Origin of the sequence: Microbacterium sp. NPDC058021, assembly GCF_042885955.1 — a bacterium.
Taxonomy (GTDB): Bacteria; Actinomycetota; Actinomycetes; order Actinomycetales; family Microbacteriaceae; genus Microbacterium.
On record NZ_JBHVRF010000006.1, the window covers coordinates 66,006 to 90,812 of the forward strand.

25 protein-coding genes are annotated in these 24,807 nt (G+C 72.1%); 15 read left to right on the forward strand and 10 right to left on the reverse strand.

The window, feature by feature from the left end; genetic code table 11:
* Positions 1-40: 40 nt before the first annotated feature.
* Positions 41-394 carry a hypothetical protein gene (locus ACFVR6_RS13615; RefSeq protein ID WP_386963922.1) on the forward strand — a complete coding sequence of 118 codons (354 nt, stop codon included), beginning with the start codon at positions 41-43 and terminating at the stop codon, positions 392-394.
* Positions 395-403: 9 nt separating this feature from the next.
* Here the strand turns inward: ACFVR6_RS13615 and ACFVR6_RS13620 are convergent, their stop codons facing one another.
* Complete coding sequence (locus ACFVR6_RS13620; RefSeq protein ID WP_386963924.1) at positions 404-835, reverse strand: Rv3235 family protein; 432 nt, start codon at positions 833-835, stop codon at positions 404-406.
* A 129-nt stretch (positions 836-964) separates the two neighbouring features.
* Between ACFVR6_RS13620 and ACFVR6_RS13625 the strand changes: the two genes are divergently transcribed.
* Positions 965-1,561: a hypothetical protein gene (locus ACFVR6_RS13625; RefSeq protein ID WP_386963926.1), complete on the forward strand. Its 597-nt coding sequence runs from the start codon at positions 965-967 to the stop codon at positions 1,559-1,561.
* A gap of 7 nt (positions 1,562-1,568) precedes the next feature.
* Here the strand turns inward: ACFVR6_RS13625 and ACFVR6_RS13630 are convergent, their stop codons facing one another.
* Entirely contained in the window at positions 1,569-1,850 is a 282-nt protein-coding gene (locus tag ACFVR6_RS13630; protein WP_386963928.1) for a helix-turn-helix domain-containing protein, read from the reverse strand.
* A 97-nt stretch (positions 1,851-1,947) separates the two neighbouring features.
* Here ACFVR6_RS13630 and ACFVR6_RS13635 point away from each other — a divergent pair, with 97 nt between their 5' ends.
* The 3 genes from ACFVR6_RS13635 to ACFVR6_RS13645 are packed head-to-tail and all read left to right on the forward strand — an operon-like array spanning position 1,948 to position 5,361.
* A complete protein-coding gene (locus ACFVR6_RS13635) occupies positions 1,948-2,577 on the forward strand; it encodes a hypothetical protein (RefSeq protein ID WP_386963930.1) in 630 nt (209 codons plus the stop codon).
* Positions 2,574-3,845 (forward strand): AAA family ATPase, encoded by a 1,272-nt coding sequence (locus ACFVR6_RS13640; RefSeq protein WP_386963932.1) that lies wholly within the window; start codon positions 2,574-2,576, stop codon positions 3,843-3,845. Before ACFVR6_RS13635 ends, ACFVR6_RS13640 begins: the two co-directional genes overlap by 4 nt.
* A gap of 22 nt (positions 3,846-3,867) precedes the next feature.
* A complete protein-coding gene (locus ACFVR6_RS13645; protein ID WP_386963934.1) occupies positions 3,868-5,361 on the forward strand; it encodes a sensor histidine kinase in 1,494 nt (497 codons plus the stop codon).
* 79 nt (positions 5,362-5,440) lie between these two features.
* Here the strand turns inward: ACFVR6_RS13645 and ACFVR6_RS13650 are convergent, their stop codons facing one another.
* On the reverse strand, positions 5,441-5,689 hold the full coding sequence (locus tag ACFVR6_RS13650; RefSeq protein ID WP_191718336.1) for a WhiB family transcriptional regulator: 249 nt from the start codon (positions 5,687-5,689) through the stop codon (positions 5,441-5,443).
* Between the two features lie 254 nt (positions 5,690-5,943).
* On the opposite strand from ACFVR6_RS13650, the gene ACFVR6_RS13655 reads away from it, so the two are divergent.
* Positions 5,944-6,354, forward strand: a complete 411-nt coding sequence (locus ACFVR6_RS13655; RefSeq protein ID WP_386963936.1) for a histidine kinase — start codon at positions 5,944-5,946, stop codon at positions 6,352-6,354.
* A 3-nt stretch (positions 6,355-6,357) separates the two neighbouring features.
* Here ACFVR6_RS13655 and bcp read toward each other — a convergent pair whose 3' ends face one another.
* Genes bcp through aroA form a run of 3 tightly spaced genes read right to left on the reverse strand, consistent with a single transcriptional unit; the run spans position 6,358 to position 9,278 of the window.
* Entirely contained in the window at positions 6,358-6,825 is a 468-nt protein-coding gene (gene bcp, locus ACFVR6_RS13660) for a thioredoxin-dependent thiol peroxidase (RefSeq protein ID WP_386963938.1), read from the reverse strand.
* A gap of 34 nt (positions 6,826-6,859) precedes the next feature.
* Positions 6,860-7,906, reverse strand: a complete 1,047-nt coding sequence (rsgA, locus tag ACFVR6_RS13665; protein ID WP_386963940.1) for a ribosome small subunit-dependent GTPase A — start codon at positions 7,904-7,906, stop codon at positions 6,860-6,862.
* A 22-nt stretch (positions 7,907-7,928) separates the two neighbouring features.
* Complete coding sequence (gene aroA / locus ACFVR6_RS13670) at positions 7,929-9,278, reverse strand: 3-phosphoshikimate 1-carboxyvinyltransferase (protein WP_386963942.1); 1,350 nt, start codon at positions 9,276-9,278, stop codon at positions 7,929-7,931.
* Positions 9,279-9,387: 109 nt separating this feature from the next.
* Here aroA and ACFVR6_RS13675 point away from each other — a divergent pair, with 109 nt between their 5' ends.
* The gene (locus ACFVR6_RS13675) at positions 9,388-9,987 is read left to right on the forward strand and encodes a sigma-70 family RNA polymerase sigma factor (protein WP_386964352.1); all 600 of its coding nucleotides are present in this window, start codon (positions 9,388-9,390) and stop codon (positions 9,985-9,987) included.
* Positions 9,984-10,226: a zf-HC2 domain-containing protein gene (locus ACFVR6_RS13680; protein ID WP_386963944.1), complete on the forward strand. Its 243-nt coding sequence runs from the start codon at positions 9,984-9,986 to the stop codon at positions 10,224-10,226. The genes ACFVR6_RS13675 and ACFVR6_RS13680 overlap by 4 nt, the downstream gene beginning before the upstream one ends.
* Before the next feature lie 66 nt (positions 10,227-10,292).
* Here ACFVR6_RS13680 and ACFVR6_RS13685 read toward each other — a convergent pair whose 3' ends face one another.
* The gene (locus tag ACFVR6_RS13685) at positions 10,293-13,982 is read right to left on the reverse strand and encodes a multifunctional oxoglutarate decarboxylase/oxoglutarate dehydrogenase thiamine pyrophosphate-binding subunit/dihydrolipoyllysine-residue succinyltransferase subunit (protein ID WP_386963946.1); all 3,690 of its coding nucleotides are present in this window, start codon (positions 13,980-13,982) and stop codon (positions 10,293-10,295) included.
* A 174-nt stretch (positions 13,983-14,156) separates the two neighbouring features.
* On the opposite strand from ACFVR6_RS13685, the gene ACFVR6_RS13690 reads away from it, so the two are divergent.
* The 3 genes from ACFVR6_RS13690 to ACFVR6_RS13700 all read left to right on the forward strand — a co-directional run bounded on the left by ACFVR6_RS13690 (position 14,157) and on the right by ACFVR6_RS13700 (position 18,119).
* Positions 14,157-15,626: a GMP reductase gene (locus tag ACFVR6_RS13690; RefSeq protein ID WP_386963948.1), complete on the forward strand. Its 1,470-nt coding sequence runs from the start codon at positions 14,157-14,159 to the stop codon at positions 15,624-15,626.
* Between the two features lie 122 nt (positions 15,627-15,748).
* Positions 15,749-17,074: a hemolysin family protein gene (locus ACFVR6_RS13695; RefSeq protein ID WP_386963950.1), complete on the forward strand. Its 1,326-nt coding sequence runs from the start codon at positions 15,749-15,751 to the stop codon at positions 17,072-17,074.
* A complete protein-coding gene (locus ACFVR6_RS13700) occupies positions 17,067-18,119 on the forward strand; it encodes a hemolysin family protein (RefSeq protein ID WP_386963952.1) in 1,053 nt (350 codons plus the stop codon). Before ACFVR6_RS13695 ends, ACFVR6_RS13700 begins: the two co-directional genes overlap by 8 nt.
* 45 nt (positions 18,120-18,164) lie before the next feature.
* On the opposite strand, the gene ACFVR6_RS13705 is transcribed toward ACFVR6_RS13700, so the two are convergent.
* A complete protein-coding gene (locus tag ACFVR6_RS13705; RefSeq protein WP_386963954.1) occupies positions 18,165-19,247 on the reverse strand; it encodes an NADH:flavin oxidoreductase/NADH oxidase in 1,083 nt (360 codons plus the stop codon).
* 29 nt (positions 19,248-19,276) lie between these two features.
* Here ACFVR6_RS13705 and ACFVR6_RS13710 point away from each other — a divergent pair, with 29 nt between their 5' ends.
* The 4 genes from ACFVR6_RS13710 to ACFVR6_RS13725 are packed head-to-tail and all read left to right on the forward strand — an operon-like array spanning position 19,277 to position 22,464.
* Complete coding sequence (locus tag ACFVR6_RS13710) at positions 19,277-20,131, forward strand: ADP-dependent NAD(P)H-hydrate dehydratase (protein ID WP_386963956.1); 855 nt, start codon at positions 19,277-19,279, stop codon at positions 20,129-20,131.
* Positions 20,132-20,185: 54 nt separating this feature from the next.
* Positions 20,186-21,433, forward strand: coding sequence for a glycosyltransferase 87 family protein (locus tag ACFVR6_RS13715; RefSeq protein WP_386963958.1), 1,248 nt, complete (start codon positions 20,186-20,188; stop codon positions 21,431-21,433).
* Positions 21,434-21,448: 15 nt separating this feature from the next.
* Positions 21,449-21,784 (forward strand): thiamine-binding protein, encoded by a 336-nt coding sequence (locus tag ACFVR6_RS13720; protein ID WP_386963960.1) that lies wholly within the window; start codon positions 21,449-21,451, stop codon positions 21,782-21,784.
* Complete coding sequence (locus ACFVR6_RS13725; protein WP_386963962.1) at positions 21,781-22,464, forward strand: NUDIX hydrolase; 684 nt, start codon at positions 21,781-21,783, stop codon at positions 22,462-22,464. Before ACFVR6_RS13720 ends, ACFVR6_RS13725 begins: the two co-directional genes overlap by 4 nt.
* 1 nt (position 22,465) lies before the next feature.
* Here the strand turns inward: ACFVR6_RS13725 and ACFVR6_RS13730 are convergent, their stop codons facing one another.
* Both ACFVR6_RS13730 and ACFVR6_RS13735 read right to left on the reverse strand, forming a co-directional pair.
* Positions 22,466-23,671 (reverse strand): homoserine O-acetyltransferase MetX, encoded by a 1,206-nt coding sequence (locus ACFVR6_RS13730; protein ID WP_386963964.1) that lies wholly within the window; start codon positions 23,669-23,671, stop codon positions 22,466-22,468.
* A gap of 57 nt (positions 23,672-23,728) precedes the next feature.
* Positions 23,729-24,727 carry a DUF2332 domain-containing protein gene (locus ACFVR6_RS13735; protein ID WP_386963966.1) on the reverse strand — a complete coding sequence of 333 codons (999 nt, stop codon included), beginning with the start codon at positions 24,725-24,727 and terminating at the stop codon, positions 23,729-23,731.
* Positions 24,728-24,807: the final 80 nt, after the last annotated feature.

A 24,807-nucleotide genomic window follows, 5' to 3' on the forward strand; every position in this document is an offset into this window, starting at 1 on the left:
CCCCTTGAGCGAGGCGGTGTGCCGTTCTTATCGTCGGCGCATGACCATCGAACTGAACAAGCCGGCGCTGCGCCACGCGCGCGCCCTCATCCGCGAGGGCAAGGTCGTCCGCGACGAGCGCGACGACTGGTCCGAGGCCGCTCCCAGCGCCGAAGAGGAGAACGCCTTCATCGACCGGGCCGGATGGACGCAGTACGCGCACTGGCACCTGGGCGTCGACCGCAGCGAGAACCGCGAGACGAAGCAGGCGTACACGTTCCCGTTCGGAGACTTCCGTCGCGTCCACCGATCAGGTGTGATCTCGGCCGAGAGCCGGGCGGGGCAGTACGACCACGAGGAGATCCGCGACGCTCTGCGGGCGCTGCGGGAGCTGATCGACGACGAGGGTCGCTAGCCGCGCGCGTCAGAGCAGCGCGAGCGAGGTCGCCCGCCACCGGTGGTCCATGCCCTCGAGGCGGATCGCCACGGCGCGCGTGCGGGCGGGCCCCGCGACGACGACCACCGCCTCGACGACCCCGTCCAGGGGTGAGGACTGCAGGATCGTGCCGATGACGTGCACGGGCCGGGCGGCGGGGACGCCGCGGGCGCTGCGGGCTCGGGTGGCGAGGTTCGCCCGGGTCACGAGGGCGTGGAACGGCTCCTCGGTGAACCAGCGCGCCAGCTGGTCGACCTCCCGCACCCCCGCGAGCACTTCGAGCACACCGCGGGTGAGGTTGCGCAGCAGCGGCTCCGGATCGGGGAGCTCTGCGGCAGAGGTGCGCTGCGGGGCGAGGAAGTCGTCCACGGCGACCGAGGAGGGAACGGGACGCGGCGCGGGTGCGGGTGTGGGGACCATGCGTCGTCCGTTTCTCTCGGCGAGGAAGTGGCACCGAGTGAACCACAGTGCGCAGGGCCGCGGGGTGAGAATCCTCCAACTTGTGGACAACACCCCGTCGGCGCGTGAGCGGGGCGCTACATTCGCGGGATGCGCTGGGATCGCCTGTTCGAGGACCTCGAGGACCAGCTCGCGTCCGAGTGGGAGGCCGAGCGCGCGGCCCTGGACACCGAGGCCGAGCGGCTGCGGCTGTCCCGGCTGTCGCTGCGCGAACGGCTGCGGGCGCTGGCGGGCACGGATGCCGCGGTCTCGGTGGACTGCCTCGACGGCACCGGGGCTGCCGGCACCGTGTCGGCGGTCGGCGCCGACTGGTTCGCCCTCACCGTCGCCACGCGGCGCGGCGGGGCACTGCTCGTCCCGTTCGGGGGCGCGGCGGCGATCGGGATGCCCCACGAGGCGATGCTGCGCACCGCCCGGGCCGAACCCGCCGTCGGGCGCCTGGCCGATCGGATGACGCTCGGGTTCGTCCTGCGCGACCTCTCGCGCCGGCGCATTCCGGTGACGCTGGCGCTGGCCGCCGGTCGCGAGCTCTCCGGCACGATCGACCGTGCCGGGGCTGATCATCTCGACCTGGCCCTTCACGAACGCGACCAGCCGCGCCGCGCCGATGCCGTCAGCGGCCACCGCATCGTGCCGACGACGGCGCTGGTGTGGGTGCGGCTGGATTCCGCCGCGACCCTCGGATGATGCCGGCTCAGTCGGGCCGGCGCACCGCGCCGCGTCCCCACAGTTCGGGGAAGCTCGCGGCGTTGGACTGCCGCCACAGCGCCATGCGACGCGCCTCTTCGGCCTGATCGTCGAGGTACGCCTCGACGCTGTCCTGCTCGATGCGCCATTGCGCGGGGGAGCCGACCTTCATGCCGCGCAGCCGGCCGTCGAGCACGAGGGCGACGACCTCTTCGACGGACACGCTCAACAGTTCCGCGACCTGCGCGGGGGCGAGCAGGCTCGCATCGGGGGGAACGGCGGCGGGCATGCCCCCATTATCGGGGCCGCCGCCCCCGCCCGACCGACCCGCGCCGGGCTGTGGATAAACCGCCGCCCCGCCGGGCGTGTTCGGTCACCATGGGGGCATGATCGCATCGGATTCCCCGCCCGCGCGCCCGCGGGCCTTCTGGGCCGATACGCGCTTCATCGTCGGGATCGTGCTCATCGTCGCCTCGGTCGCCGGGGTCTGGTTCGTCGTGTCCGCCGCCCGCCAGACGGTGCCGGTGTTCGCCGCGGCACGCACGATCGTCCCGGGCGAAGAGGTGGATGCCACGGTGCTGCGGGTGGTGGATGTGGCACTGGGCCCGGTGAGCGACGCGTACGCGGCGCCGGGGCTGCTCGAACCCGGAGCCATCGCCACCCGCACGATCGATGCGGGCGAGCTGGTGCCGCTGAGCGCGGTGGGCGCAGCGTCGGCGAGCGATCTCACCTCGGTGGTGCTGCGCTCGGCGACGGACGTGCCCGCAGCGGTCGTCGCGGGTGCGCGCGTGGAGATCTGGTCGGCGGCGGCCCTCGAGCACGGGCAGTACGAGCAGCCGCGCATCCTGGTGCCCGACGCCACGGTGGCCACCGTCACCAGGGACGACTCGATGGTCGGCGACGACAGCGCCGCGCTCGAGCTCGTCATCCCGCGCGCGGACGTCGCCGCGACCCTCGCCGCGATCGCCGGCGGCGCGGCGCTGTCGGTGGTGCCGGCGGCGGGCGGTGCGCGATGACCACGGCCGTCGTGGCCGTCGACGCTGCCGCGGCATCCGACATCGCGCTCGCCCTCGACCGCGGCGGGGTGCACGCCGTCGCCGCGGTGTCGGCGTCCGCCCCGGCCGCGGCTGCGGCCGACGCGCTGCTGGGCGAGGAGGGCAGGCAGTTGCTCGCCGCCGTCACCGGCGCCGACCTGCTGCTGCTGGAACTGCGTCGCGACACGATCGGTCCGGCCCTGGTGTCGCTGTGCGACCGCCACGGCGTGCGCATCGTGCCGCTCCTCGGCGACGCGGGGGACGACCGCCTGGCCGGCCTGTACGGGCTGGCCGGCCCCCTCCCGCTCGCCGACGCCCCCGGCATCGCCGCCGCCCTCGCCGCCGGCGATGTGCCCGCGCCCGCGCCGGCCGTGCCCCGTTCGGGCCGCGTCATCGCGGTGTGGGGCCCCACCGGCGCACCCGGGCGCAGCACCGTCGCGGTGGAGCTCGCGGTGGAGCTCGCCCGCGACGGCCGGCGGGTCGGTCTCATCGACGCCGATACGCACGCGCCGTCGCTGGCCCTGGCTCTGGGCATCGCCGACGAAGGACCCGGATTCGCTGCGGCGTGCCGGCAGGCGGAGCACGACACGCTCACCCCTGCGGAGCTCAGCCGGGTGAGCGTGGCGCTCGGCCGTGGCGTCGAGGTGCTCACCGGGCTGAACCGTCCGGGCCGCTGGCCCGAGCTCAGCGACCAGCGCGTCACGGCGGCCCTGGGCGTGTGCCGGACGTGGACGGATGAGACCGTGGTGGACGTTGCGGCATCGCTCGAGCGCGACGAGGAGATCGTGAGCGATCTGGCCGGACCGCGCCGCAACGCCGCGACGCTGGCCGCGGTGCGCGAGGCCGACCTCGTCGTCGCGGTGGCCTCGGCCGACCCCGTCGGCATCGCGCGGTTCGTGCGTGGCCACGCCGAGCTGCGGGCGACGATCGGCGCGACCCCGGTCGTCGTGGTGGTCAATCGACTCCGCGGCGGCGTGCTGGGGGTCGACCCGCGCGGTCAGGTGCGCGCGACGCTCGAGCGCTTCTGCGGCATCCGCGAGGTCTGGTTCCTGCCGCACGACCAGAAGGCGGCCGATGCCGCGATGCTCGCCGCCCGCCCGGTGCTGGACGTCGCCGGACGCAGTGCCCTCTCGGCGGGAGTGCGCCGGCTGGTGGGAGAGGCGGTGGCGCCCTCGGCGCCCGTCGCACCGACGACGTCGCGCCCGCGCCGTGCGCGGTCGGGGCGGGGAGTGTTCGCACGGACCGCATGAGCGACCCGGTTAGGGTGAAAGGATGTCGACGCTCAGCGATCTCGTCTATGCCCAGGGTCGGTCATCCGCCGACGACGTGGAGTGGCTGCACCGCCTCGCCGGCGACGGACAGCTGCTGGCGGACCTGGCCTTCGCCGACATCGTCATCTGGGTGCCGACCGCCGACGATTCGTTCATCGCCGTCGCGCACACGCGCCCGAGCGGCTCGGCGACGCTGTTCTACCGCGACATCGTCGGCGACCGGGTGCGGCCGCAGTGGCGCACGCAGGTGCGCGACGCGTTCACCGGCGCACGCATCGTCGACTCGGCCTCGCCGGACTGGTTCGAGGAGACCCCCACCCGGGTGCGCGCCGTGCCCATCGTCCGCCGACGCGCGCACGAGGATGCCCCTCCGCACGTGCTCGGCGTACTCACCCGCCACACCAACCTGGGGGAGACGCGCACCCCGTCGCGGCAGCAGATCACCTTCAACGACTGCGCCGACGACCTGTTCGCCATGGTGGCCTCCGCCGACTTCCCCGACCTGAACGCCCCCACCTCGCCCCGCCGGGGCGCCCCGCGCGCATCCGACGGCCTCATCAGGCTCGATCCCGACGGCATCACGACCTTCGCGAGCCCGAACGCCCTCTCGGCGTTCAACCGGCTCGGCTTCGAGGAGGAACTCGAGGGCGAGTCGCTGGTGGAGGTCACCACCGGCATCCTGCCCGCCAATCGGCAGTTCGACGAGTCGCTGCCGGTCGTGGTGACCGGGCGCGCGCCCTGGCGGGCCGACGTCGAGGCGCGGGGGGTCACCGTGTCGCTGCGCACGATTCCGCTGCGCGACCACGACAAGCGCATCGGCGCGATCGTGCTGTGTCGCGATGTCACCGAGATCCGCCACCAGGAGCAGGAGCTCATCACGAAGGATGCCACGATCCGTGAGATCCACCATCGCGTGAAGAACAACCTGCAGACCGTCGCTTCGCTCCTGCGCATCCAGGCCCGCCGCACCCACTCCGACGAGGCGCGTGAGGCGCTCACGCAGGCCATGCGGCGAGTGTCGGCCATCGCCGTCGTGCATGACACGCTGTCGGAGGGCCTCGCCCAGAACGTCGCGTTCGACGAGGTCTTCGCGCGGGTCCTCAAGCTCGTCGCCGAGGTCGCCGCAGCCCCCAACACCCGCGCCCGCACCCGCACGACGGGCCGGTTCGGCACGCTGCCGAGCGAGTACGCGACGCCCCTGGCGCTCGCGCTGACGGAGTTGGTCACGAACGCCGTGGAGCACGGGCTCGCCGGCAAGGAGGGCGACGTGGAGATCGCCGCCGAACGCAGCGAGGAACGCCTGCAGGTGATCGTGCGCGACACCGGCAGCGGCCTGCCCGAGGGGCAGGTCGGTCGGGGCCTGGGCACGCAGATCGTGCGCACCCTCATCCAGGGTGAGCTGGGCGGCACGATCGACTGGCACACCATCACCGGCAGCGGCACGGAAGTGACCATCGACATTCCGCTGCGCTACATCGAGCGTCAGGCGGGCTGAGGCCCGGACACACAGATGCGCGCACCGCCGAAGCGGTGCGCGCATCTGAAGGTTGTGTGCGTGCGAGCCGGGCTCAGCGTCAGCTGGCGCGGCGGGCGCGAGCGGCGCGGCGCTTGAGCGCGCGGCGCTCGTCTTCGGACAGGCCGCCCCACACGCCCGAGTCCTGACCGGTCTCGAGGGCGTACTGCAGGCAGATCTCCGTCACGGTGCAGCGTGCGCACACGGCCTTGGCCTTTTCGATCTGCTCCACTGCCGGGCCGGTGTTCCCGACGGGGAAGAACAGCTCGGGGTCGACGGTGAGGCAGGCGGACTTGTCGCGCCAATCCATATTGGGGTGCTCCTTGGTGGGGGGAAATGTTCACGTGCGGTTCAGAGTCCCGATACGGGTTCCGGTACTCTGGGGATGTGCGAGCCTCTTGCTCGCCCCACGTCGCTGTGGGAGCACACAACCTGTCAATGGTTTCACAGTGCAGCGTGCCCGGCAAGAGCTCATTCCTGCGTGTTCGTCATGAGTGGCTGAGGATCTGCTCCACGGCCTGGAGGATTCGCACAAACCCGTTCGAACCCGGAAGCTGATCACGGATGCCGTCACCCCTCACCCCCACCCCCATCGAGCGCGTCGGCGCGGCGCTGGTCGCCCTCGAGGCGCTGGGAGTCGCCGCCCTGGTCGGCTGGCAGATCCTCGCGCTCACGGCGGGCGACACCGTGTCGCTCGCGAGCGCCATCGCGCTGCTGGTGCTCACGGCCGTCGCCGCGGTCGCCATGGGCGCCTTCGCGGTCGCGATCCTCCGTGGGGAGTCGTGGGGCCGCTCCGGTGGCATCGTCGCGCAGCTGCTGCTGCTGGCCGTGGCCCTCGGCGCCGTGACGGGAACCTACGGCGACCCGCTCGTCGGGCTGGCGCTGGGAGTTCCCGCCCTCGTCGTGCTCGTCGTGCTCGTGCTCACGGTGCGGGCCGCGGGCGTGCGCGGCAGCGACGACCGCGACCCCGCCTGAGGCTCAGCCCACCTGCAGGAGGCTTCGCAGGCGCGCCACATGGCCCGTCGCACGCACGTTGTACAGCGCGTGCTCGATGATGCCGGCTTCGTCGATGATGAACGTGGAGCGGATGACGCCCGCCACGACCTTGCCGTAGTTCATTTTCTCGCCCCACGCGCCGTACGCCTCGTGCACGGCGTGGTCGGGGTCGCTCAGCAGGTCGAAGCTGAGGCCGTCGCGCTCGCGGAACTGCCGCAGCTTCGCCGGTTCGTCACGCGAGACGCCGAGCACCGTGTAGCCGGCGGACTGCAGCGCGGGGAAGCTGTCGCGGAAGTCGCACGCCTGGGTCGTGCACCCGGGGGTCATCGCCGCGGGGTAGAAGTACACGATCACGCGCCGGCCCCGCAGCGACGAGAGGCCGACGGCGGTGCCGTCCTGGTCGGTGAGGGTGAAGTCGGGGGCGGGCATGCCGGGTTCGAGTCGCGTCATCCCTCCAGCCTAGACACGACGGCAGCCGCCGCCGTCACTTGTCGGCGAAGGTGCCGAGCAGCCGCTGCAGCGAGTCGAGCCGGGCGGGCCCGTTGGGGCCGAGCCGGCCCTCGGCGACCGCCTCGGCGATCGCGCAGTCGGGGGCGTCGGGGAGGTGCGTGCAGCCGCGGGGGCACTCCTGCGCGACGGCGGCGAGATCGGTGAACGCGGCGAGGATGTTCGCCGGGTCGACGTGTCCGAGGCCGAACGAGCGTACGCCCGGTGTGTCGATGACCCAGCCGCTGCCGTCCTCGCCGTGATATCGCAGCGACACCGTGGAGCTGGAGGTGTGGCGCCCGCGACCGGTGACGACGTTGACGTGGCCCGTGGCGCGTCGGGCCTCGGGCACCAGTGCGTTGACGAGGGTCGACTTGCCGACACCCGAATGCCCCACGAAGACCGTGGCGTGGCCGGTGAGGTGGCGCCCGATCTGCTCGACCGGCATGGCGCCGCGGGCGCTCGTGAACACCTGGAGCCCCTCGACGCCGTCGAAGTGCGACAGGAACCCCGTCGGGTCGGCGAGGTCGGTCTTGGTGACGACCAGGAGCGGCCGGATGCCGGCATCCAGCGCCGCGATCAGGTACCGGTCCACCAATCGCTCGCGCGGCTCCGGGTCGGCGGCGGCGACGACGATGAGCATCTGGTCGGCGTTGGCCACGACGATGCGCTCCACCTGGTCGGTGTCGTCGGCGGAGCGCCGTAGCAGCGAGGTGCGCTCCTGCACGCCCACGATGCGTGAGAGCGTGCCCTCCCCGCCCGAGGTGTCGCCGACGATCCGCACGAGATCGCCCGTGACGATGGGGGTCTTGCGCAGCTCCCGTGCCCGCACGGACAGCGCGGTGTGCTCGTCGGGGGCGTCCTCGTCCACGAGCACCGTGTAGCGCCCGCGGTCCACACCCAGCACCCGCGCGATGCGCGCGTCGGCGTGCGCGGGACGCCGTTTGGTGCGGGGCCGGTTCGACTTGGGATTGGGGCGGGTGCGGATGCTCGCTTCGTCGAAGTCCGACTCGTCGTCGTCGTCGACGTCGCCGAGCCAGCTCATCGCCGACCTCGCGTGTGCATCGTCATCGCTGGATGTCTGCCCCGGCGCGGCGCACGAGGTACGCCCACAGCTCCGGGAACTCCGGCAGCGTCTTGGCGGTCGCGCCGATGTCGTCGACGACGACACCGGGGACCCGAAGTCCGATCAGGGCGCCCGCGGTCGCGATGCGGTGGTCGTGGTGGGCCTTCCACACGCCGCCGGTGAGCTCCCGCGGCACGATGCGGATGCCGTCGGCCAGTTCGTGCGCCTCGCCGCCGAGGGCGCGGAGGTTGCTGACCAGAGCGGCGATGCGGTCGGTCTCGTGGCCGCGGATGTGGCCGATGCCGGTGAGGGTGGTGGGCCCGTCGGCGAAGGCGGCGAGGGCCACCAGCGTCGGGGTCAGCTCGCTCGCGGCCGAGAGGTCGAGGTCGATGCCGTGGATCCCGGTGGCGCCGGCGGTGACCATGAGGGCACCACCGCGCCGCTGTGCGCGTGCGCCCATGACGGGGAGGATCTCGGTGAGCAGAGCGCCGGGCTGCGTGGAGTGGGCCGGCCAGCCGGTGACCGTCACGCGGCCGCCGGCGATCATGGCCGCCGCCAGGAACGGCGCCGCGTTGGAGAGGTCGGGCTCGATCGTGACGTCCTTGGCGCGCACGGGGCCCGCCGGCACGATCCACTCGGTGGGCGTGGGACGCTCCACGTGCACGCCGCGACGGCCGAGCGCCTCAACGGTCATGTCGATGTGGGGCATGCTGGGCAGCCGGCCACCGACGTGACGCAGCGTCATGCCCACGTCGAAGCGGGGGGCTGCCAAGAGCAGGCCGGAGACGAACTGGCTCGAGCCGCTCGCATCGATCTCCACCTCGCCGCCGCGCACGTGCCCGTGGCCGCGCACGACGAAGGGGAGCGCCCACGTGCCCTCGTCGTCGATGTCGGAGCCCACGGCCCGCAGCGCCGTGATCATCGCGCCCATCGGGCGGTGCAGCGCCGTCTCGTGGGCGGTGAGGGTGACTTCCCCCGAGGCGAGGCCGGCGATGGCGGCGACGAAGCGCATCACGGTGCCCGCCTGACCGCAGTCGACGACCACGTCGCCGGCCAGCGGGGAGACCGGGGTGACGACGAGGTCGGGTCCGAAGATCCCGTCGCCCTCGACCTCCTGGATGTCCACACCGAGCGCGCGCAGCGCCTCGATCATGCGGGCGGAGTCCTGAGAATGGAGCGGGCCTATCAGCCGTCCCGGGCCTTCGGCTATGGCCGCCAGGATGAGCTCGCGATTGGTCAGCGACTTCGAGCCCGGCACGGCGATCACGACGTCCAGCGTGCCGGCGATGGTCGGCGCGAGCCAGCCGTCGCTCTCCGCGGGCGGTGTCTGGGAATACTCTGCGATGCTCATCGCGTTCCACCATAAAGGACCGCACGCGAAGTGCGGCGATAGGAGACGCATGATCACGCTCGATGCTCCCCAGTGGGTGGCGGAGGGAGCGGACGTAGACTGGGTCGCGATGAGCGACGAGGTCGATTCCGCAACCCAGGCACGCATGCAGTTCGAGGAGCAGGCGCTGCCGTTCATGGACCAGCTGTACGCAGCGGCCATGCGCATGACGCGCAACCCCGCAGACGCTGCCGATCTCGTGCAGGAGACGTTCGTGAAGGCGTTCGCCTCGTGGGCGAGTTTCACGCAGGGGACGAACCTGAAGGCGTGGCTGTACCGGATCCTCACCAACACCTACATCAACACCTATCGCAAGAAGCAGCGGGAGCCGTACCAGGGGACGATCGACGATCTCGAGGACTGGCAGCTCGGCGGCGCCGAATCGACGACCGCCACCAGCGCCCGCTCGGCCGAGGCCGAGGCGATCGACCACATGCCGGCATCGGTGGTCAAGGACGCACTGCAGTCCATCCCCGAGGATTTCCGTCTCGCCGTCTACTTCGCCGACGTCGAAGGATTCGCGTACCAGGAGATCGCCGACATCATGAAGACCCCCATCGGCACCGTGATGAGCCGCCTGCACCGTGGCAGGCGGATGCTTCGCGAACTGCTCGCCGACTATGCCGGTGAGCGCGGCATCGACACGACCGCGACAAGGAGTGCGAAATGACCGACTGCGGCTGCGAGAAGGCCCGCCGCGACCTCGAAGAGTATCTGCGCAACGAGGTGTGCAAGACGGAGCATGCGGACATCACCGAGCACCTGAGCCATTGCCCGGCCTGCCGGGACGAGGCGCTCGTGGCGACGACCCTCACCGAGGTGGTCGCGCGTGCCTGCAAGGAGACTGCTCCGGAGGAGCTGCGCGACCAGGTGCTGGCGCGACTGCGCGCCGTGCAGGCGGCGCACTGACCCGCCCGATCGACACAAGAGGGGTGGATGCCGTGTGGCATCCACCCCTCTTCGTGTCCGGCGCGCTTACAGCGTGAGGGCTGCCCGCATGATCTCGGCCTGCTCGATCGCGTGCACCTTGCTCGATCCGGTGGCCGTGGAGGCCGCCGCCGCGCGCGAGACGCGCGTGATGGTGCGCCCGTGCAGGTGCTTGACGATCTCCAGCGCGAAGAACGGCCAGGCGCCCTGATTCTCGGGCTCGTCCTGCACCCAGACGAGTTCGGCGTTCGGGTAGCTGTCGATGACCGCGTTGAGCTCTTCGATGGGCGACGGGTAGAACTGCTCCACGCGCACGAGGGCGATCTCGGGGTTCGGGTTCTTCTCCAGCTCCGCCTTCAGATCCCAGTGGATCTTGCCGGCGTGCAGCAGCACGCGCTTGACGGCACCCTTGTCCAGGCCGCGGCCGTCGTCGATCACGGGCTCGAACCGGCCGGTGAGGAAGTCCTCGACGGGGCTCGTCGCGCCGCGCAGACGCAGCATCGCCTTCGGGGTGAAGACCACGAGCGGGCGGCGCGGGCGGGCGTAGGCCTGACGACGCAGCAGGTGGAAGTACGACGCCGGGGTCGACGGGCGGGCGACGGTCATGTTGTCCTGCGCGCACATCTGCAGGTAGCGCTCGATGCGGGCGGAGGAGTGGTCGGGACCCTGACCCTCGAAGCCGTGCGGCAGCAGCAGCACGACGCTCGACTGCTGGCCCCACTTCTGGTCGGCCGCCGACAGGTAGGTGTCGATGACCGTCTGCGCGCCGTCGGCGAAGTCGCCGAACTGCGCCTCCCACAGCACGAGCGCGTCGGGGCGCTCGACCGAGTAGCCGTACTCGAAGGCCATCGCGGCGTACTCGCTGAGCAGCGAGTCGTACGCCCAGAAGCGGCCCTGGTTCTCGGACAGGTTGGCCAGCGGCAGCCATTCCTGGCCGTTCGCGCGGTCATGCAGCACCGAGTGACGCTGAACGAACGTGCCGCGGCGGGCATCCTGGCCTGCCAGACGCACGTTCGTCCCCTCCAGCAGGAGGGAGCCGAATGCCAGCAGCTCGCCGAAGGCCCAGTCGATGGCGCCGTTGCGGCTCATGTCCAGGCGCTTGTCCAGCAGCTGCTGCAGCTTGTTGTGCACCGTGAAGCCGTCGGGCTTGTTGACGAACGCGTCGCCGATGAGGTGCACGACCTCGCGGGACACCCCGGTGGTCTCCGGCTCGCCGCTGGCGGGCTCGACGGCGGGGGCATCCGCGTCGACGACGGGGGAGGACCCGGTCTCGGCGGCGTGCGTCTCGGCGAAGGCGATCTCCAGACGCGACTGGAAGTCGCGCTTGGCCTGCTCGTACTCCTCCTCGGTGATGTCACCGCGACCGACGAGGGCCTCGGTGTACAGGCGGCGCACGGAGCGCTTCGCCTCGATGAGGTTCGTCATCAGCGGCTGCGTCATCGAGGGGTCGTCACCCTCGTTGTGACCGCGGCGGCGGTAGCAGACGAGATCGATGACGACGTCACGGTGGAACTCCTCGCGGTAGCGGAACGCGAGTTCCGCGACCCGCACGACCGCCTCGGGGTCATCGCCGTTGACGTGGAAGATGGGCGCCTGGATGGTCTTGGCGACATCGGTGGCGTATACCGACGTGCGCGCGTCCTGGGGGAGCGTGGTGAAGCCCACCTGGTTGTTGACCACGACGTGCACGGTGCCGCCGATGCGGTAGCCGCGCAGCTGCGACATCTGCAGCGTCTCGGCGACCACGCCTTGACCTGCGAACGCGGCGTCGCCGTGCACCAGGACGGGCAGCCACGAGAACGTGCCGATGGGCTTGCGGTCCTGCTTGGCGCGGACGATGCCCTCCAGCACCCCGTCGACCGTCTCGAGGTGCGACGGGTTGGCCGCCAGCACGACCGGCAGCTCCTTGCCGTCGTCGGCGACGAAGGTGCCCTCGGTGCCGAGGTGGTACTTGACGTCGCCCGAGCCGCTCTTGGAACCGATCGCGACCGACCCCTCGAACTCGCGGAAGACCTGGCCGTAGGTCTTGCCGGCGACGTTGCTCAGCACGTTGAGGCGGCCGCGGTGGGCCATGCCGATCGCGGCGCCGTCCAGGCCCGCCTCGGCGGCCCCGCGCAGCACCTGGTCCAGCAGCGGGATGAGCGACTCGCCGCCTTCGAGGCTGAAGCGCTTCTGGCCGACGTACTTGGTCTGCAGGAAGGTCTCGAAGGCCTCGGCCTCGTTGAGCTTGCTCAGCACACGCAGCTGCTCGTCGTGCGTGGGCTTCTGGTACTTGGCCTCGACGTTGTCCTGGAACCAGGTGCGCTGCACCGGGTCCTGGATGTGCATGTACTCGATGCCGATCGTGCGGCAGTACGAGTCGCGCAGCACCCCGAGGATGTCGCGGAGCTTCATGACGCGCTTGCCGCCGAAGCCGCCCGTGACGAACTCGCGGTCGAGGTCCCAGAACGTCAGCCCGTGGCTCTCGATCTCGAGGTCGGGGTGCGTGCGCTGCACGTACTCCAGCGGGTCGATGTCGGCCATGAGGTGACCGCGCACGCGGAAGGAGTTGATGAGCTCCTGCACGCGGGCGGTCTTGTCGACGCGCTCGGCGAGGTCGACGTTGATGTCGTTCGCCCAGTGGATGGGCGCGTACGGGATGCGCAGCGCCGCGAAGATGTCGCTGTAGAAGTCGTGGCCGCCCGTGAGCATCTCGTGGACGATCTTGAGGAACTGCCCGGAGCCGGCACCCTGGATGACGCGGTGGTCGTAGGTGCTCGTCAGAGTGATCGTCTTGCCGATGCCGAGGCCGACGAGGGTCTTCTCGCTGGATCCCTGGAACTCGGCCGGGTACTCCAGGGCGCCGGCGCCGACGATGCAGCCCTGGCCCTTCATGAGGCGCGGCACCGAGTGCACGGTGCCGATGCCGCCGGGGTTGGTGAGGGAGATCGTCGTCCCCTGGAAGTCCGCGGCGGTCAGCTTGTTGGCGCGGGCGCGGGTGACGAGGTCTTCGTAGGCGGTGAGGTACTCGCCGAACGTGAGGGTCTCGGCGCGCTTGATGCTGGGCACGAGCAGCGCGCGGGTGCCGTCGGGCTTGGGGATGTCGATCGCGATGCCGAGGTTGATGTGCGCAGGCGCCACGACGGCGGGCTTGCCGTCGACCTCGGCGTAGTACACGTTCTGGCTCGGGAACAGCTTCAGCGCCTGGATGAGCGCCCACCCGATGACGTGGGTGAAGCTCACCTTGCCGCCGCGCGTGCGGGCCATGTGGTTGTTGATGACGATGCGGTTGTCGATCATCAGCTTCGCCGGGATCGTGCGCACGCTCGTGGCGGTGGGGACGGTCAGCGACTCGTCCATGTTGGCCGCGAGGGTCTTGGTCATGCCGCGCAGCGGCGTGACGACGTCTTCGCCCGATTCGCCGGGCTCGCGCGGCGCGCGGTCCTGCGCCTGCGCCGGGATCGGCTGCGGCGCCGCGGGCTTTGCGGTCGTGCGTGCCACCGGCTGGTTGCCGATCACCGGGATCGGGGCGGTGACGGGGTGCGGCTCCGCCGCCGGAGCGGCCGTGCTCGCGGCGTCACCCCCCGCTGCTGCCGGGGCGGCGTTTTCGGGCTGGTAGGCCTCCAGAACCGGCCACCAGGCCTTGTCCACGGAGTTCTTGTCCGCCTTGAACTGCTCGTAGAGCTCGTCTACGAGCCAGGCGTTTGCACCGAACTCGCCTTCGCTCGAGGTTCCGACGCCGGTCACCTGGCTGGACACGCTGGATCGCCTGCTTTCTTCGGTGAAGATTCGATCGCACGCGGCCTCGTCATCGCCTGCGTGCACACAGCTATCTAGGGTAACCCTTTTCGGTGCCGACTTCCGGTGCCGATCCGTGCATTCGGTGTGGATCACCCTTGCGACGTGCCCGGGATGCGCGGTTAGCGTGGACGCATGCGATTCTCCGGCGAGCGGCCCCAGGTGGACCTGACGTACTCCGACGTGTTCCTCGTGCCGCGCCGATCGGCTGTGCAGAGCCGGTTGGAAGTGGATCTCGCGCCCGGCGACGGGACACCGGCGACCATCCCGGTGGTGTCGGCGAACATGAACTCCGTCACCGGGGCGCGGCTGGCATCGGTGCTCGCCCGTCGCGGCGGGCTGGGTGTGCTGCCGCAGGACATGCCGCTTCAGGAACTGGATGCCGCGATCCGCTGGGTCAAGCAACAGCCGGTGCAGTGGGACAGCCCCCTCGTGCTCCCGCCGGAGGCGACCGTCGCCGATGGGCGCCGGCTGCTGCCGGCCACCGAGGGTCACGGCATCGTCGTGGCACGCACCCCCGGCAGCGGTCCCGCGGGGGAGATCTCCCGCGACGACGTGCTCGGGGTCGTGCCCGCCGTGCGCCTGGGCACGGCGCTCCCGGACGCGCGGCTCGGCGACCTGGTGCGGGGGGTCCCCGCCGCGATCGACGCCGACGACATCGAGACGCCGCGGCATGCGTTCGATGTGATCGTGGCGGCGGAGGCCGATGTGGTGTGCGTGCTGCACCACGGCTACCTCGTCGGCACGATGTCGCGCCGCAGCGCGCTGCGCTCGGCGCTGTACCGGCCGGCCGTCGACCGCGACGGACGGCTCATCGTCGCGGCCGCCATCGGCATCAACGGTGACGTGGCGGCCAAGGCGCAGGCGCTCGCCGCGGCCGGCGTGGACGTGCTCGTCGTCGACACCGCCCACGGCCATCAGGAAGGGATGCTGCGGGCGCTGCACGCCGTGTCGGGGCTGGATCTCGGCATCCCCATCGCCGCCGGCAACGTCGTCACCGCCGAAGGCGTCGCGGACCTCGTCGCGATGGGCGCGTCGATCCTGAAGGTGGGGGTCGGCCCCGGCGCGATGTGCACGACCCGCATGATGACCGCCGTCGGCCGGCCGCAGTTCTCCGCCGTGCTCGAGACCTCGCAGGCGGCGGCCGAGCAGGGCGCGCACGTCTGGGCGGACGGCGGAGTGCGCTACCCGCGCGATGTCGCGCTCGCGCTGGCAGCAGGGGCGGCGTCGGTCATGATCGGCTCGTGGTTCGCCGGCACGATCGAGGCGCCGGGCGAGGTGCAGCTGGACGAGCAGGGGCGGGCGTACAAGGAGTCGTGGGGGATGGCATCCACCAAGGCCGTGCACGACCGGTTCGGCAGGCTCGACCCGTACGAGCTGGCACGCAAGGAGCTGTTCGCCGAGGGGATCTCGTCGTCGAAGATCTACCTCGATCCGCTCCGGCCGGGGCTCGAGGACCTGCTGGACATGATCACCTCGGGGGTGCGGTCCTCGTTCACGTACGCCGGGGCGGCATCGGTGGCGGAGTTCCACGACCGCGCGCTGGTGGGGCTGCAGTCGGCTGCCGGCTACGAAGAGGGCAAGGCGCTGCCGGTCAGCTGGTGACGCGGATCCTCAGGATCACGTGCGCCTGCGTACCGTAGAATCTTGCGCACGATGGACGACCCTCCCAGTTCTAGACGCTCGCCCCACCGACCCTCCCCCCGCATGACCGGCGGTGACGCCTGATGGATTTCGTCATGTTGGGTGTGGGGCTGCTCCTCACGGTGGGGACGGGCCTGTTCGTGGCGAGCGAGTTCGCCCTGGTGAATCTCGACCGCGCGGACCTCGAATCCCGCCAGGCCGCCGGTGAATCGCGGCTGTCGCTGACGATCTCGGCACTGCGCATCACCTCCACCCATCTGTCCAGCGCGCAGCTGGGCATCACTCTCACCACGCTCCTCACCGGTTACACGATGGAACCGGCGATCTCGAACCTGCTGGCGCCGGTCTTCTCGGCCTGGGGCTGGTCCGAGGCGGTGTCGCGTCCGGTGTCGGCCGTCGTCGGCGTCTCGATCGCGACCCTCTTCTCGATGATCGTGGGAGAGCTCGTCCCCAAGAACTTCGCCCTGGCGATCCCGCGGCAGACCGCCAAGCTCGTGATGCCGTTCCAGGTGGGCTTCACGACGGTGTTCAAGCCGGCGATCACAGTGCTCAACGGCAGCGCCAACGGGGTCCTGCGCGCAATGGGCGTGGAGCCGAAGGAGGAGCTTTCCGGCGCCCGCACCGCGGAGGAGCTGTCGAGCCTCGTGCGCCGCTCCGCCAGCGCCGGGGTGCTCGAGCAGGACACCGCGTCGCTGCTGCACCGCTCGCTCACCTTCGCCCGCCTCACCGCGGCCGACGTGATGACCCCCCGCCCCAGCGTGCAGGCGGTGGCGGCCTCGGACTCGGTCGAGGACGTCATCCAGCTCGCCCGCCGCACCGGGCACAGCCGCTTCCCGGTGTACGACGACTCGATGGACGACATCACCGGCGTCGTGCATGTCAAGGCCGCCGTCAGCGTCCCGCGCGAGCGGCGGGCCGACGTCCCGGCCGCGGCGATCGCGTCGGAGCCGCTGCGGGTGCCCGAGGCCGTGCACCTGGACGCGCTCATCTCCGAGCTGCGTGCCCGCGGCTACCAGATGGCGATCGTCGTCGACGAGTACGGCGGCACCGCCGGCGTCGTGACGCTCGAGGATCTCGTCGAGGAGATCGTGGGCGAGGTGCTCGATGAGCACGACCGCAGCCGCGCCGGCATCGTGCGCACCGCCGACGCCGTGACGTTCCCGGGTGACCTGCGCCCCGACGAGGTGCGCGACCGCACCGGCATCCGCGTGCCCGAAGGCGACGTGTACGACACCGTGGGCGGATACATCATGAGCGTGCTCGAACGCATCCCGGTCGTCGGCGACGAGGTCGAGGTGGAGGACGGCACCCTCACGGTGCACCGTATGGACGGTCGCCGCGTGGATCGGGTGAGGTTCATCCCGCGCCCGATGGCGGATGCCGCCGAGGAAGGGGCCGGCGATGAGTGACTGGGCCGGAATCGCCTGGCTGGTCGTGCTGCTGGCGTTCAACGCGTTCTTCGTGGGCGCCGAGTTCGCCGTCATCTCCGCGCGACGCTCGCAGATCGAGCCGCTGGCGGAGAAGGGCTCCCGCGCCGCCAAGACCGCGCTGTGGGCGATGGAGCACGCCACCCTCATGCTGGCGACGTGCCAGCTCGGCATCACGATCTGCTCGCTGCTGATCCTCAACGTCTCCGAACCCGCCATCCACCACCTGCTGGCGGCGCCGCTGGGCCTCACCGGCTGGGGCGAGGGTGCCGTGGACGTCATCGCGTTCGTCATCACGCTGCTGCTGGTGTCGTACCTGCACGTCGTGTTCGGCGAGATGGTGCCGAAGAACCTCGCGTTCTCGCTGCCCGACCGCGCCGTGCTGATGCTGGCGACGCCGCTGGTGTGGACGTCGAAGCTGTTCCACCCGATCATCGTGACGCTGAACTGGATCGCCAACCACGTGGTGCGGCTGTTCCGGGTCGAGCCCAAGGACGAGGCCGCATCGACCTTCACGCTCGAGGAGGTCGTGACCATCGTCAACCAGTCGCGCATCGAGGGGGTGCTGGACGACACCGCCGGCACGGTGGCGATGGCGGTGGAGTTCACCGACAAGAAGGCCAAGGACGTCGCCGTGCCGCTGTCGTCGCTGGTGACTCTGCCCGAGACCACGACCCCCGACGAGATCGAGCGGGCGGTCGCCAAGCACGGCTTCTCCCGTTACGTGATCGTCGACGGCGAGGGGATGCCGCTGGGCTACGTCCACCTGAAGGACGTGCTGCGCGAGGCGGAGAGCGCGGATGCCGCCGCGGCGACGGAGCCGGTCAAACCCAAGCGCATCCACCAGATGGTGCCGGTGTCCGAGACGACCGACCTCGAGGACGCCCTCGCGATCATGCGGCGCTCCAGTCGCCACCTCGCGCAGGTGCGCGACTCGTCCGGCCAGACGACGGCGGTGCTGTTCCTCGAGGACATCATCGAGGAGCTCGTCGGCGAGGTGCAGGACGCCACCCGGCGCCTGCGCTGACCACGGCCGAGGGGCCGGCCGGTTTCGTCCGGCCCCTTCGGCGGTTCAGCGGCGGCGGGCGCGGACGTACTGCGGCGGCCAGTAGCCGATGTCGTCGCCGAGCTCCGTGGCGGCGCGGAGCGCGAAGTGCGGGTCGCGCAGCCATTCGCGCCCGGCCATGATCACCTCCGCCTCGCCGGCGGCGAGGATCGCCTCGGCCTGGGCGGCGTCGGAGATCTCGCCGACCGCGCTCACCGGCACCGCCACGGCCTCGCTCACCCGCGCGGCCAACGGCACCTGATACCCGGGACCCGTGGTGATGCGCTGATGGGCGACGAGGCCGCCGCTGGACACGTCGATGAGCGAGACGCCGCGTTCGACGACCCATTGCGCCACCGTCGCGGTGTCGGCGACGTCCCAGCCGCCGTCGGCCCAGTCGCTGGCGGAGAAGCGCGCGATCACCGGAACACCGGGGGCGGCCTCGCGCACCGCGTCGCACACCCGCAGCAGCAGTCGCGCCCGGTTCTCGAGGGAACCGCCGTACGCGTCGTCGCGTCGGTTGGACAGCGGCGAGAGGAACTCGTGCAGCAGGTAGCCGTGCGCGGCGTGCACTTCGAGCACCTCGAAGCCGGCGGTGACGGCGCGCACCGCGGCGGCGGCGAAGGCATCGACGATGCGGTCGATTCCCGCGGCATCCAGCGCCTCCGGCGTCGCGTAGCCCTCGAAGGCGATCGCCGACGGGGCGAGGGTGGACCAGCCGCCCTGCTCGGGCGGCACGCTGCCACGGTGGCCGGAGAACGGCGACCACGTCGAGGCCTTGCGTCCGGCGTGCGCGAGCTGGATCGCGGGGACGGCGCCCCGGCGGCGGATGGCGGCGGCGATCGGCGCCCAGGCGTCGCGCTGCGCGTCGGTGTACAGCCCGGTGTCCTCGGGCGAGATGCGGCCCTCCGCGGTGACGGCGGTGGCCTCGGCGACGACCAGACCGGCGCCGCCCGACGCGAACTGGGCGAGGTGGACGTGATGCCACTCGCCCGGCACCCCGTCCTGCGCCGAGTACTGGCACATCGGCGCGACCCACAGCCGGTTGCGGGCGGTGACCGCGGTCGCCGGGTCGGTGCCGATCGTCAGGGGGGTGAACAGCAGGCTCACGGTGCCTCCGCACGGGTAGGGTGGCGCCCATGATTTCAGCGGGCGCGTGGAGTGGGCAGGACGTGGCCGGAACCCTGCGGATGCCGACCGACGCCGATCACAAGTATTCCCGTGGTGTCGTGGGAGTGCGCACCGGATCGGACCTTTTCCCAGGTGCCGCGGTGCTGGGGGTAGAGGCGGCCTGGCGCACCGGCATCGGCATGGTGCGCTACCTCGGTCCCGCAGGAGCGGCCGCCGCCGTGCTGCAGCGCCGCCCCGAGACCGTGACGGTGGCCGGTGCCGTGCAGGCCTGGCTGATCGGGTCGGGGACGGATGCCGCGAGCCGGACCGACGAGGAGACGGCGGCGCTGCGCGAGGTGCTGTCGGGGGAGCAGCCCGTCGTCGTCGACGCCGGGGCGCTGGATCTTGCACCCGCGGCATCCGCGCCGCTCGTGGTCAGCCCGCACGACCGCGAGCACGCGCGGCTGCGCGCCGCGCTGGGGCTGGACGTGTTCGATGCCGCCGACGACCGGGCCGACCGGGCCGCCGCGGCAGCGGAGACCGCCGCGGCGCTCGGCGGCGTCGTGCTGCTCAAGGGCGCGGAGACGCTCGTCGCGGCCCCCGACGGACGCCTCGTGCGCGTGCGTGCGGGCACGCCCTGGCTCGCCACCGCGGGCACCGGCGACGTGCTGGGCGGGGTGCTCGGCGCGCTCGTGGCCGGTGCCGTCGCCGCTGACGGCCCTGCGGGAGCGGACCTGGTGGGCGCCGCAGCCTCCGCCGCCTGGCTGCACGGTCAGGCGGGTGTGAGGGCCGCGCGCGACGTCGGCGGCGGTCCGATCACGGCGCTGGACGTGGCCGAGGCGTTGCCCCGCGTGGTGGCGCACGTGCTGTCGGGACGTGCGTGAGCGGCATGCGTGCCGCGCGCGGGCGCGGGCTGTGCCGTCCGTAGGATGAGGATCGTGTCGAGGCGGGCGGTGCTGTGGGTGGCGTTCGTCGTCGTGCACGTCGGCGTCGCGTGTCTCGGCTTCGTGCTGCCCAACGAGCCCATGGGCGACGTCTACCGGGTGTACCAGCCGTGGTCGGCGTGCGCGCTGTGGGGCGACGTCGACGGGTTCTGCCCGGGGACGCGCGAGATCATGGGGATCACCGAGCGGTGGGTGTACCCGCAGCTCGCGCTCGTGCCCATGATCCTGGCGTGGCTGTTCGCGTGGGCCGGCGGCTACACCATCGGGTGGGTCGTGCTCGTGGCGCTCATCGACGCGTGCGCATTCGCGCTTCTCGTGGGCCGCGGTCGCTCCAGGGGGCGTACGACGGCGGCCTGGTTCTGGCTCGCGTTGATCGCGCTCCTCGGACCCGTGGGCCTGTACCGGCTCGACGGGCTCACCGCCGCCCTCGCCGTGGCGGGATGCCTGTGGCTGGCCGGGCGGCCGGTGCTGGCATCGGCGCTGCTGGCGATCGGGACCTGGATCAAGGTGTGGCCGGCGGCGCTCCTGGCATCGGCGCTCGTGGCCGGGCGCCGGCGCCTCGGGGTCGTCACCGGCGCGGTCGCGGTCTCGGCGACGACGCTCGGGGTGATCGCGGTCGCCGGCGGCGGGGCGCACGCCCTCGGGTTCGTCACGGGCCAGACCGACCGGGGACTGCAGATCGAGGCGCCGGTGAGCGCGTACTACCTGTGGCGCGCGGTGCTGCAGGTGCCGGGCTCCCACGTCTTCTACGACGGGGAGCTGCTCACCTTCCAGGTGACCGGCCCGCAGGTCGACGTGGTCATCGCGCTCATGACCCCGCTGCTGGTCGTCGCGGTCGCCGCGATCGCCGCCGTCGGGCTGCGCAAGGCCTGGCTCGGCGCCCGCTACGCGGTGCTCTTCCCCCCGCTCGCGCTGGCGCTCGTGATGGCCTTCATCGTGGTGAACAAGGTCGGTTCGCCCCAGTTCGCGACGTGGATCGCGGCGCCTCTCGTGCTCGGGCTCGTGCTGGACCGGCACCGCTGGTGGGGCCCTGCGACGCTCGGGCTCGTCATCGCCGGGCTCACCCAGGTCGTGTATCCCGTGCTCTACGCCGGAGTGCTCTCGACCCAGCCGTTCGCCATCGCCGTCCTCACCGCCCGCAACGTCCTGTACATCGCGCTGCTCGCGTGGGCTCTGGTGCGCCTCGCGCGCGTACCGGCGCACCGCGTCGCGCGTCGCGGCATCCTCGCTCCCGCCCCCTGATCCCCGGAGGTTCCCATGCTCATCGCCTTCTCCGTCGCCCCCAGCGGCACCGGACGTGCCGACGGCTCGGTGCACGACGCCGTCGCCGCCGCGGTCGCCGTCGTCCGCGCCTCGGGGCTGCCGCACCGGACGACATCCATGTTCACCGAGCTCGAAGGCGAGTGGGACGAGGTGTTCGCTGTCGTCAAGCGCGCCACCGAGGCCGTGATGCCCTTCGGATCGCGCGTGTCGCTCGTGCTCAAGGCCGACATCCGCCCCGGCCACACCGGCGAGATCGACGGCAAGGTGGAGCGCCTCGAGCAGGCCCTGGATGCCGCAGCGGGCGACCCCGCGACCGACGCGACCCCGTGACGTCGCTGCCAGGGGTCGGCGACGGCGACCTCCCGGTGGCGGCGACCGTCGTGCTGCTGCGCGACGGGACGGCGGGCCCGGAGGTGCTGATGCTGGAGCGTCCCGACCGCGGGTCGTTCGCCGGAGCGTGGGTGTTCCCCGGTGGCAAGCTCGAACCGCAGGACCGGGTCACGCCCGATGCCGACGAGGCGGATGCCGCGCGCCTGGCCGCCGTGCGGGAGACCGAGGAGGAGGCGGGGCTCGCCGTCGATCCCGCCGCGCTCGTGCCGCTGGCCCGGTGGACGCCACCCGCAGGGGTGCCGCTTCGCATCCGCACCTGGTTCTTCGTGACGCGCGCGCCGGACGCGCCGCTGCGCCTGGCCGAAGCCGAGGCGGTCGCCGCGCGCTGGCTCACGCCGGCCGACGCGCTCGCCGCCCACGGGCGGGGCGAACTGATCCTGTACCCGCCGACGTGGGTCACCCTTCACGGGCTGCGTGATCATCACGACGTCGACGGGGCGCTCGCCGCGGCGCGGCTGGGCGGCATCCACGTGTTCGAGACGCTCGCCCTCCCGGGCTCCGCAGGGCGCACCCTGCTCTGGCGGGAGGACGGCCAGTACCACCCGGCGGCCGCGTCGGCCGCGCGTCACCGGCTGGACCTCTCCGCGCTGCCCTGGCGCTACACGCGCACCACCGGCTGAGTCAGGTCGCGAGCAGGCGCCGCAGATGGTGGCCGACGGCGGCGGTCTCGATGAGGAAGCCGTCGTGGCCGAAGTCGCTGGAGAGCGCGACCGCCTGGTCGCCGTCGAGGGTCGTCGGGATGCCGCGGGCGATGCGGTGCTGGCCCTCGATCGGGAACAGCCGGTCGCTGTCGATGCCGAGCACGAGCGCGGTGGCGCTCACGCGCGCCAGGGCGTCTTCGATGCCGCCGCGGTCGCGGCCGACGTCGTGGGAGTCCATCGCCTCGACGAGCACGAGGTAGCTGTTGGCGTCGAAGCGCCGCGTGAACTTGTTGCCGTGGAAATCGAGATAGGACTCCACCGCGAAACGTCCGCCGTGGCCGAGCGGGCTCTTGCCCGACTGCCAGGAGCGCTGGAATCGCTGGTTGAGCTCGGTGGGGCTGCGGTAGTTCAGCAGCGCCATGCGCCGCGCGAGCGCGAGGCCCCGGTGCGGCCCGTCGCCGTCGCCGGAGTCGTAGTACTCGCCGCCCTGGAAGCGCGGGTCGATCTGGATGGCCTCCGTCTGCACGGAGTTCAGGGCGATCTGGTCGGCGGTGTTGGCAGGCGGCGCCGACAGCACCGCGAGGCGCTGCACGCGGTCGGGAAGGGAGACGGCCCATTCGAGGGCGTGCATGCCGCCCATCGATCCGCCGACGACCGCCCCCCACGCATCGATGCCGAGGGCGTCGGCCAGGCGTACCTGGGCGGCGACCTGGTCGCGGATCGTGAGGTACGGGAAGCGTGATGCCCACTCGTAGCCGTCGGGGGCGACGCTGGCCGGGCCGGTCGAGCCCTGGCATCCGCCCAGCATGTTGGGGGCCACGACGAACCAGCGGTCGGTGTCGATCGGGGCGCCGGGGCCGACGATGTCGGTCCACCAGCCGGCGGTGGGATGCCCGGGGGCGGCGGGCCCGCGCACGTGGCTGTCGCCGGTGAGGGCGTGCAGGATCAGCACGGCGTTGTCACGCGCCGGGTTCAGCTCGCCCCACGTCTCGTAGGCGAGGCGCACGGAGGGCAGCTCGCGACCGCTCTCGGTGCGGAAGGCGCCGAACGCGGCGAACCGGCGGTCGCCGACGGGATCGCCGTCGCGCCAGGCACCCGTCGCGGGCGGGCGGCCCAGCAGCAGGCGCGCGTCGGCCTCGGTCACCGGGGCCGAGGGCACGGTGTCTTCGGAGGTCTGCCAGTCCACCTCCCCATTGTCGTGGGTCGGCGGGGGCGGCCGGGCCCGTGTTACGCGGAATCGGGCTCAGCGGGCGCGGAAGGGTCGCGTTTCGTAGGTGGCGCCGTGCTGTCCGGCCAGGGCCACGGGCATCCCGTCGATCGTCTGCACGAAGCGGTGGTCGGTGTCGATGTCGTCGGGCAGCTGTGCATCGATCTCGGGCAGTGTGCCGCGCGTCTCGTTCGACAGCCACACCACGTCGCCGCCGTGGGCGGCGCGCACGGCGGCGACCGTCTCGACGAACCGCCGACGCTGGTCGTCGTCGAGGTACAGCAGCACGGCGCTGTGGAAGATGACGAGGGTGGCATCCCTCGGCGCGGATGCCGCGACCTCGGGGAGCGCGTCGAGCAGGTCGGCCCGCACGACCGGGGGCGGGTCGACGGCGGCGATGGCGGCTGCCGCGCGCAGTCGGGCGACGCGGCCGTCGTGGTCCGGCCCCGGCCAGATCAGGGTCGCGAGCCAGTCGACCGCGTTGGCATCTGCGGGATCGATCGGTGCCAGGTCGATGCCGCAGCGCCACGCCACGTCGGGGAGGCGTGCGGGCACCGCCGCGGCGTCGTCGATGCGGCAGGGGAGCACGACGGGGGCGTCGCCCAGGCGGTGGATGCCGCGCGGAGAGGTGTACTCGTAGGCGTAGCGGTCGGGGAGCAGACACAGCCCGGCGGCGGTGCCGACCTCCAGCAGGGCCACGGGGCCGGGGATCGCCGCCAGCTGCGGCAGCAGGGTCGCGCATCGGGCGGGTTCGTTGGTCTGGGTGGTGCGGGCGGCGGCGATCTCGACCACCCGGTCCCAGTTCGCGGCCAGCCACTTTCGCCATTGCGCGTACCCGTCCAGGGGGCTCCCCGCCCAGCGGGCCGCCGCGAAGATGCGGTTGGGCTGCTGCGGGGCGCCGGGGAGCGCGTCCAGCAGGCTCAGGATGCCGGCATCCGCGGCGATGCCGGTGGCCCACTCCTCGTACAGCGGGGAGGTGCCGTGCGCCCAGCGGCGGCCGAAGTCGTCGTAGACGGCGGCGATGCGGTCGGTCATGCCGGTCAGCGTACTTGCGGCGCCGGCCGGAGTGCAGCGGCGGACGCACGACGCCCCGGTCACCCTGTGAGGGTCGACCG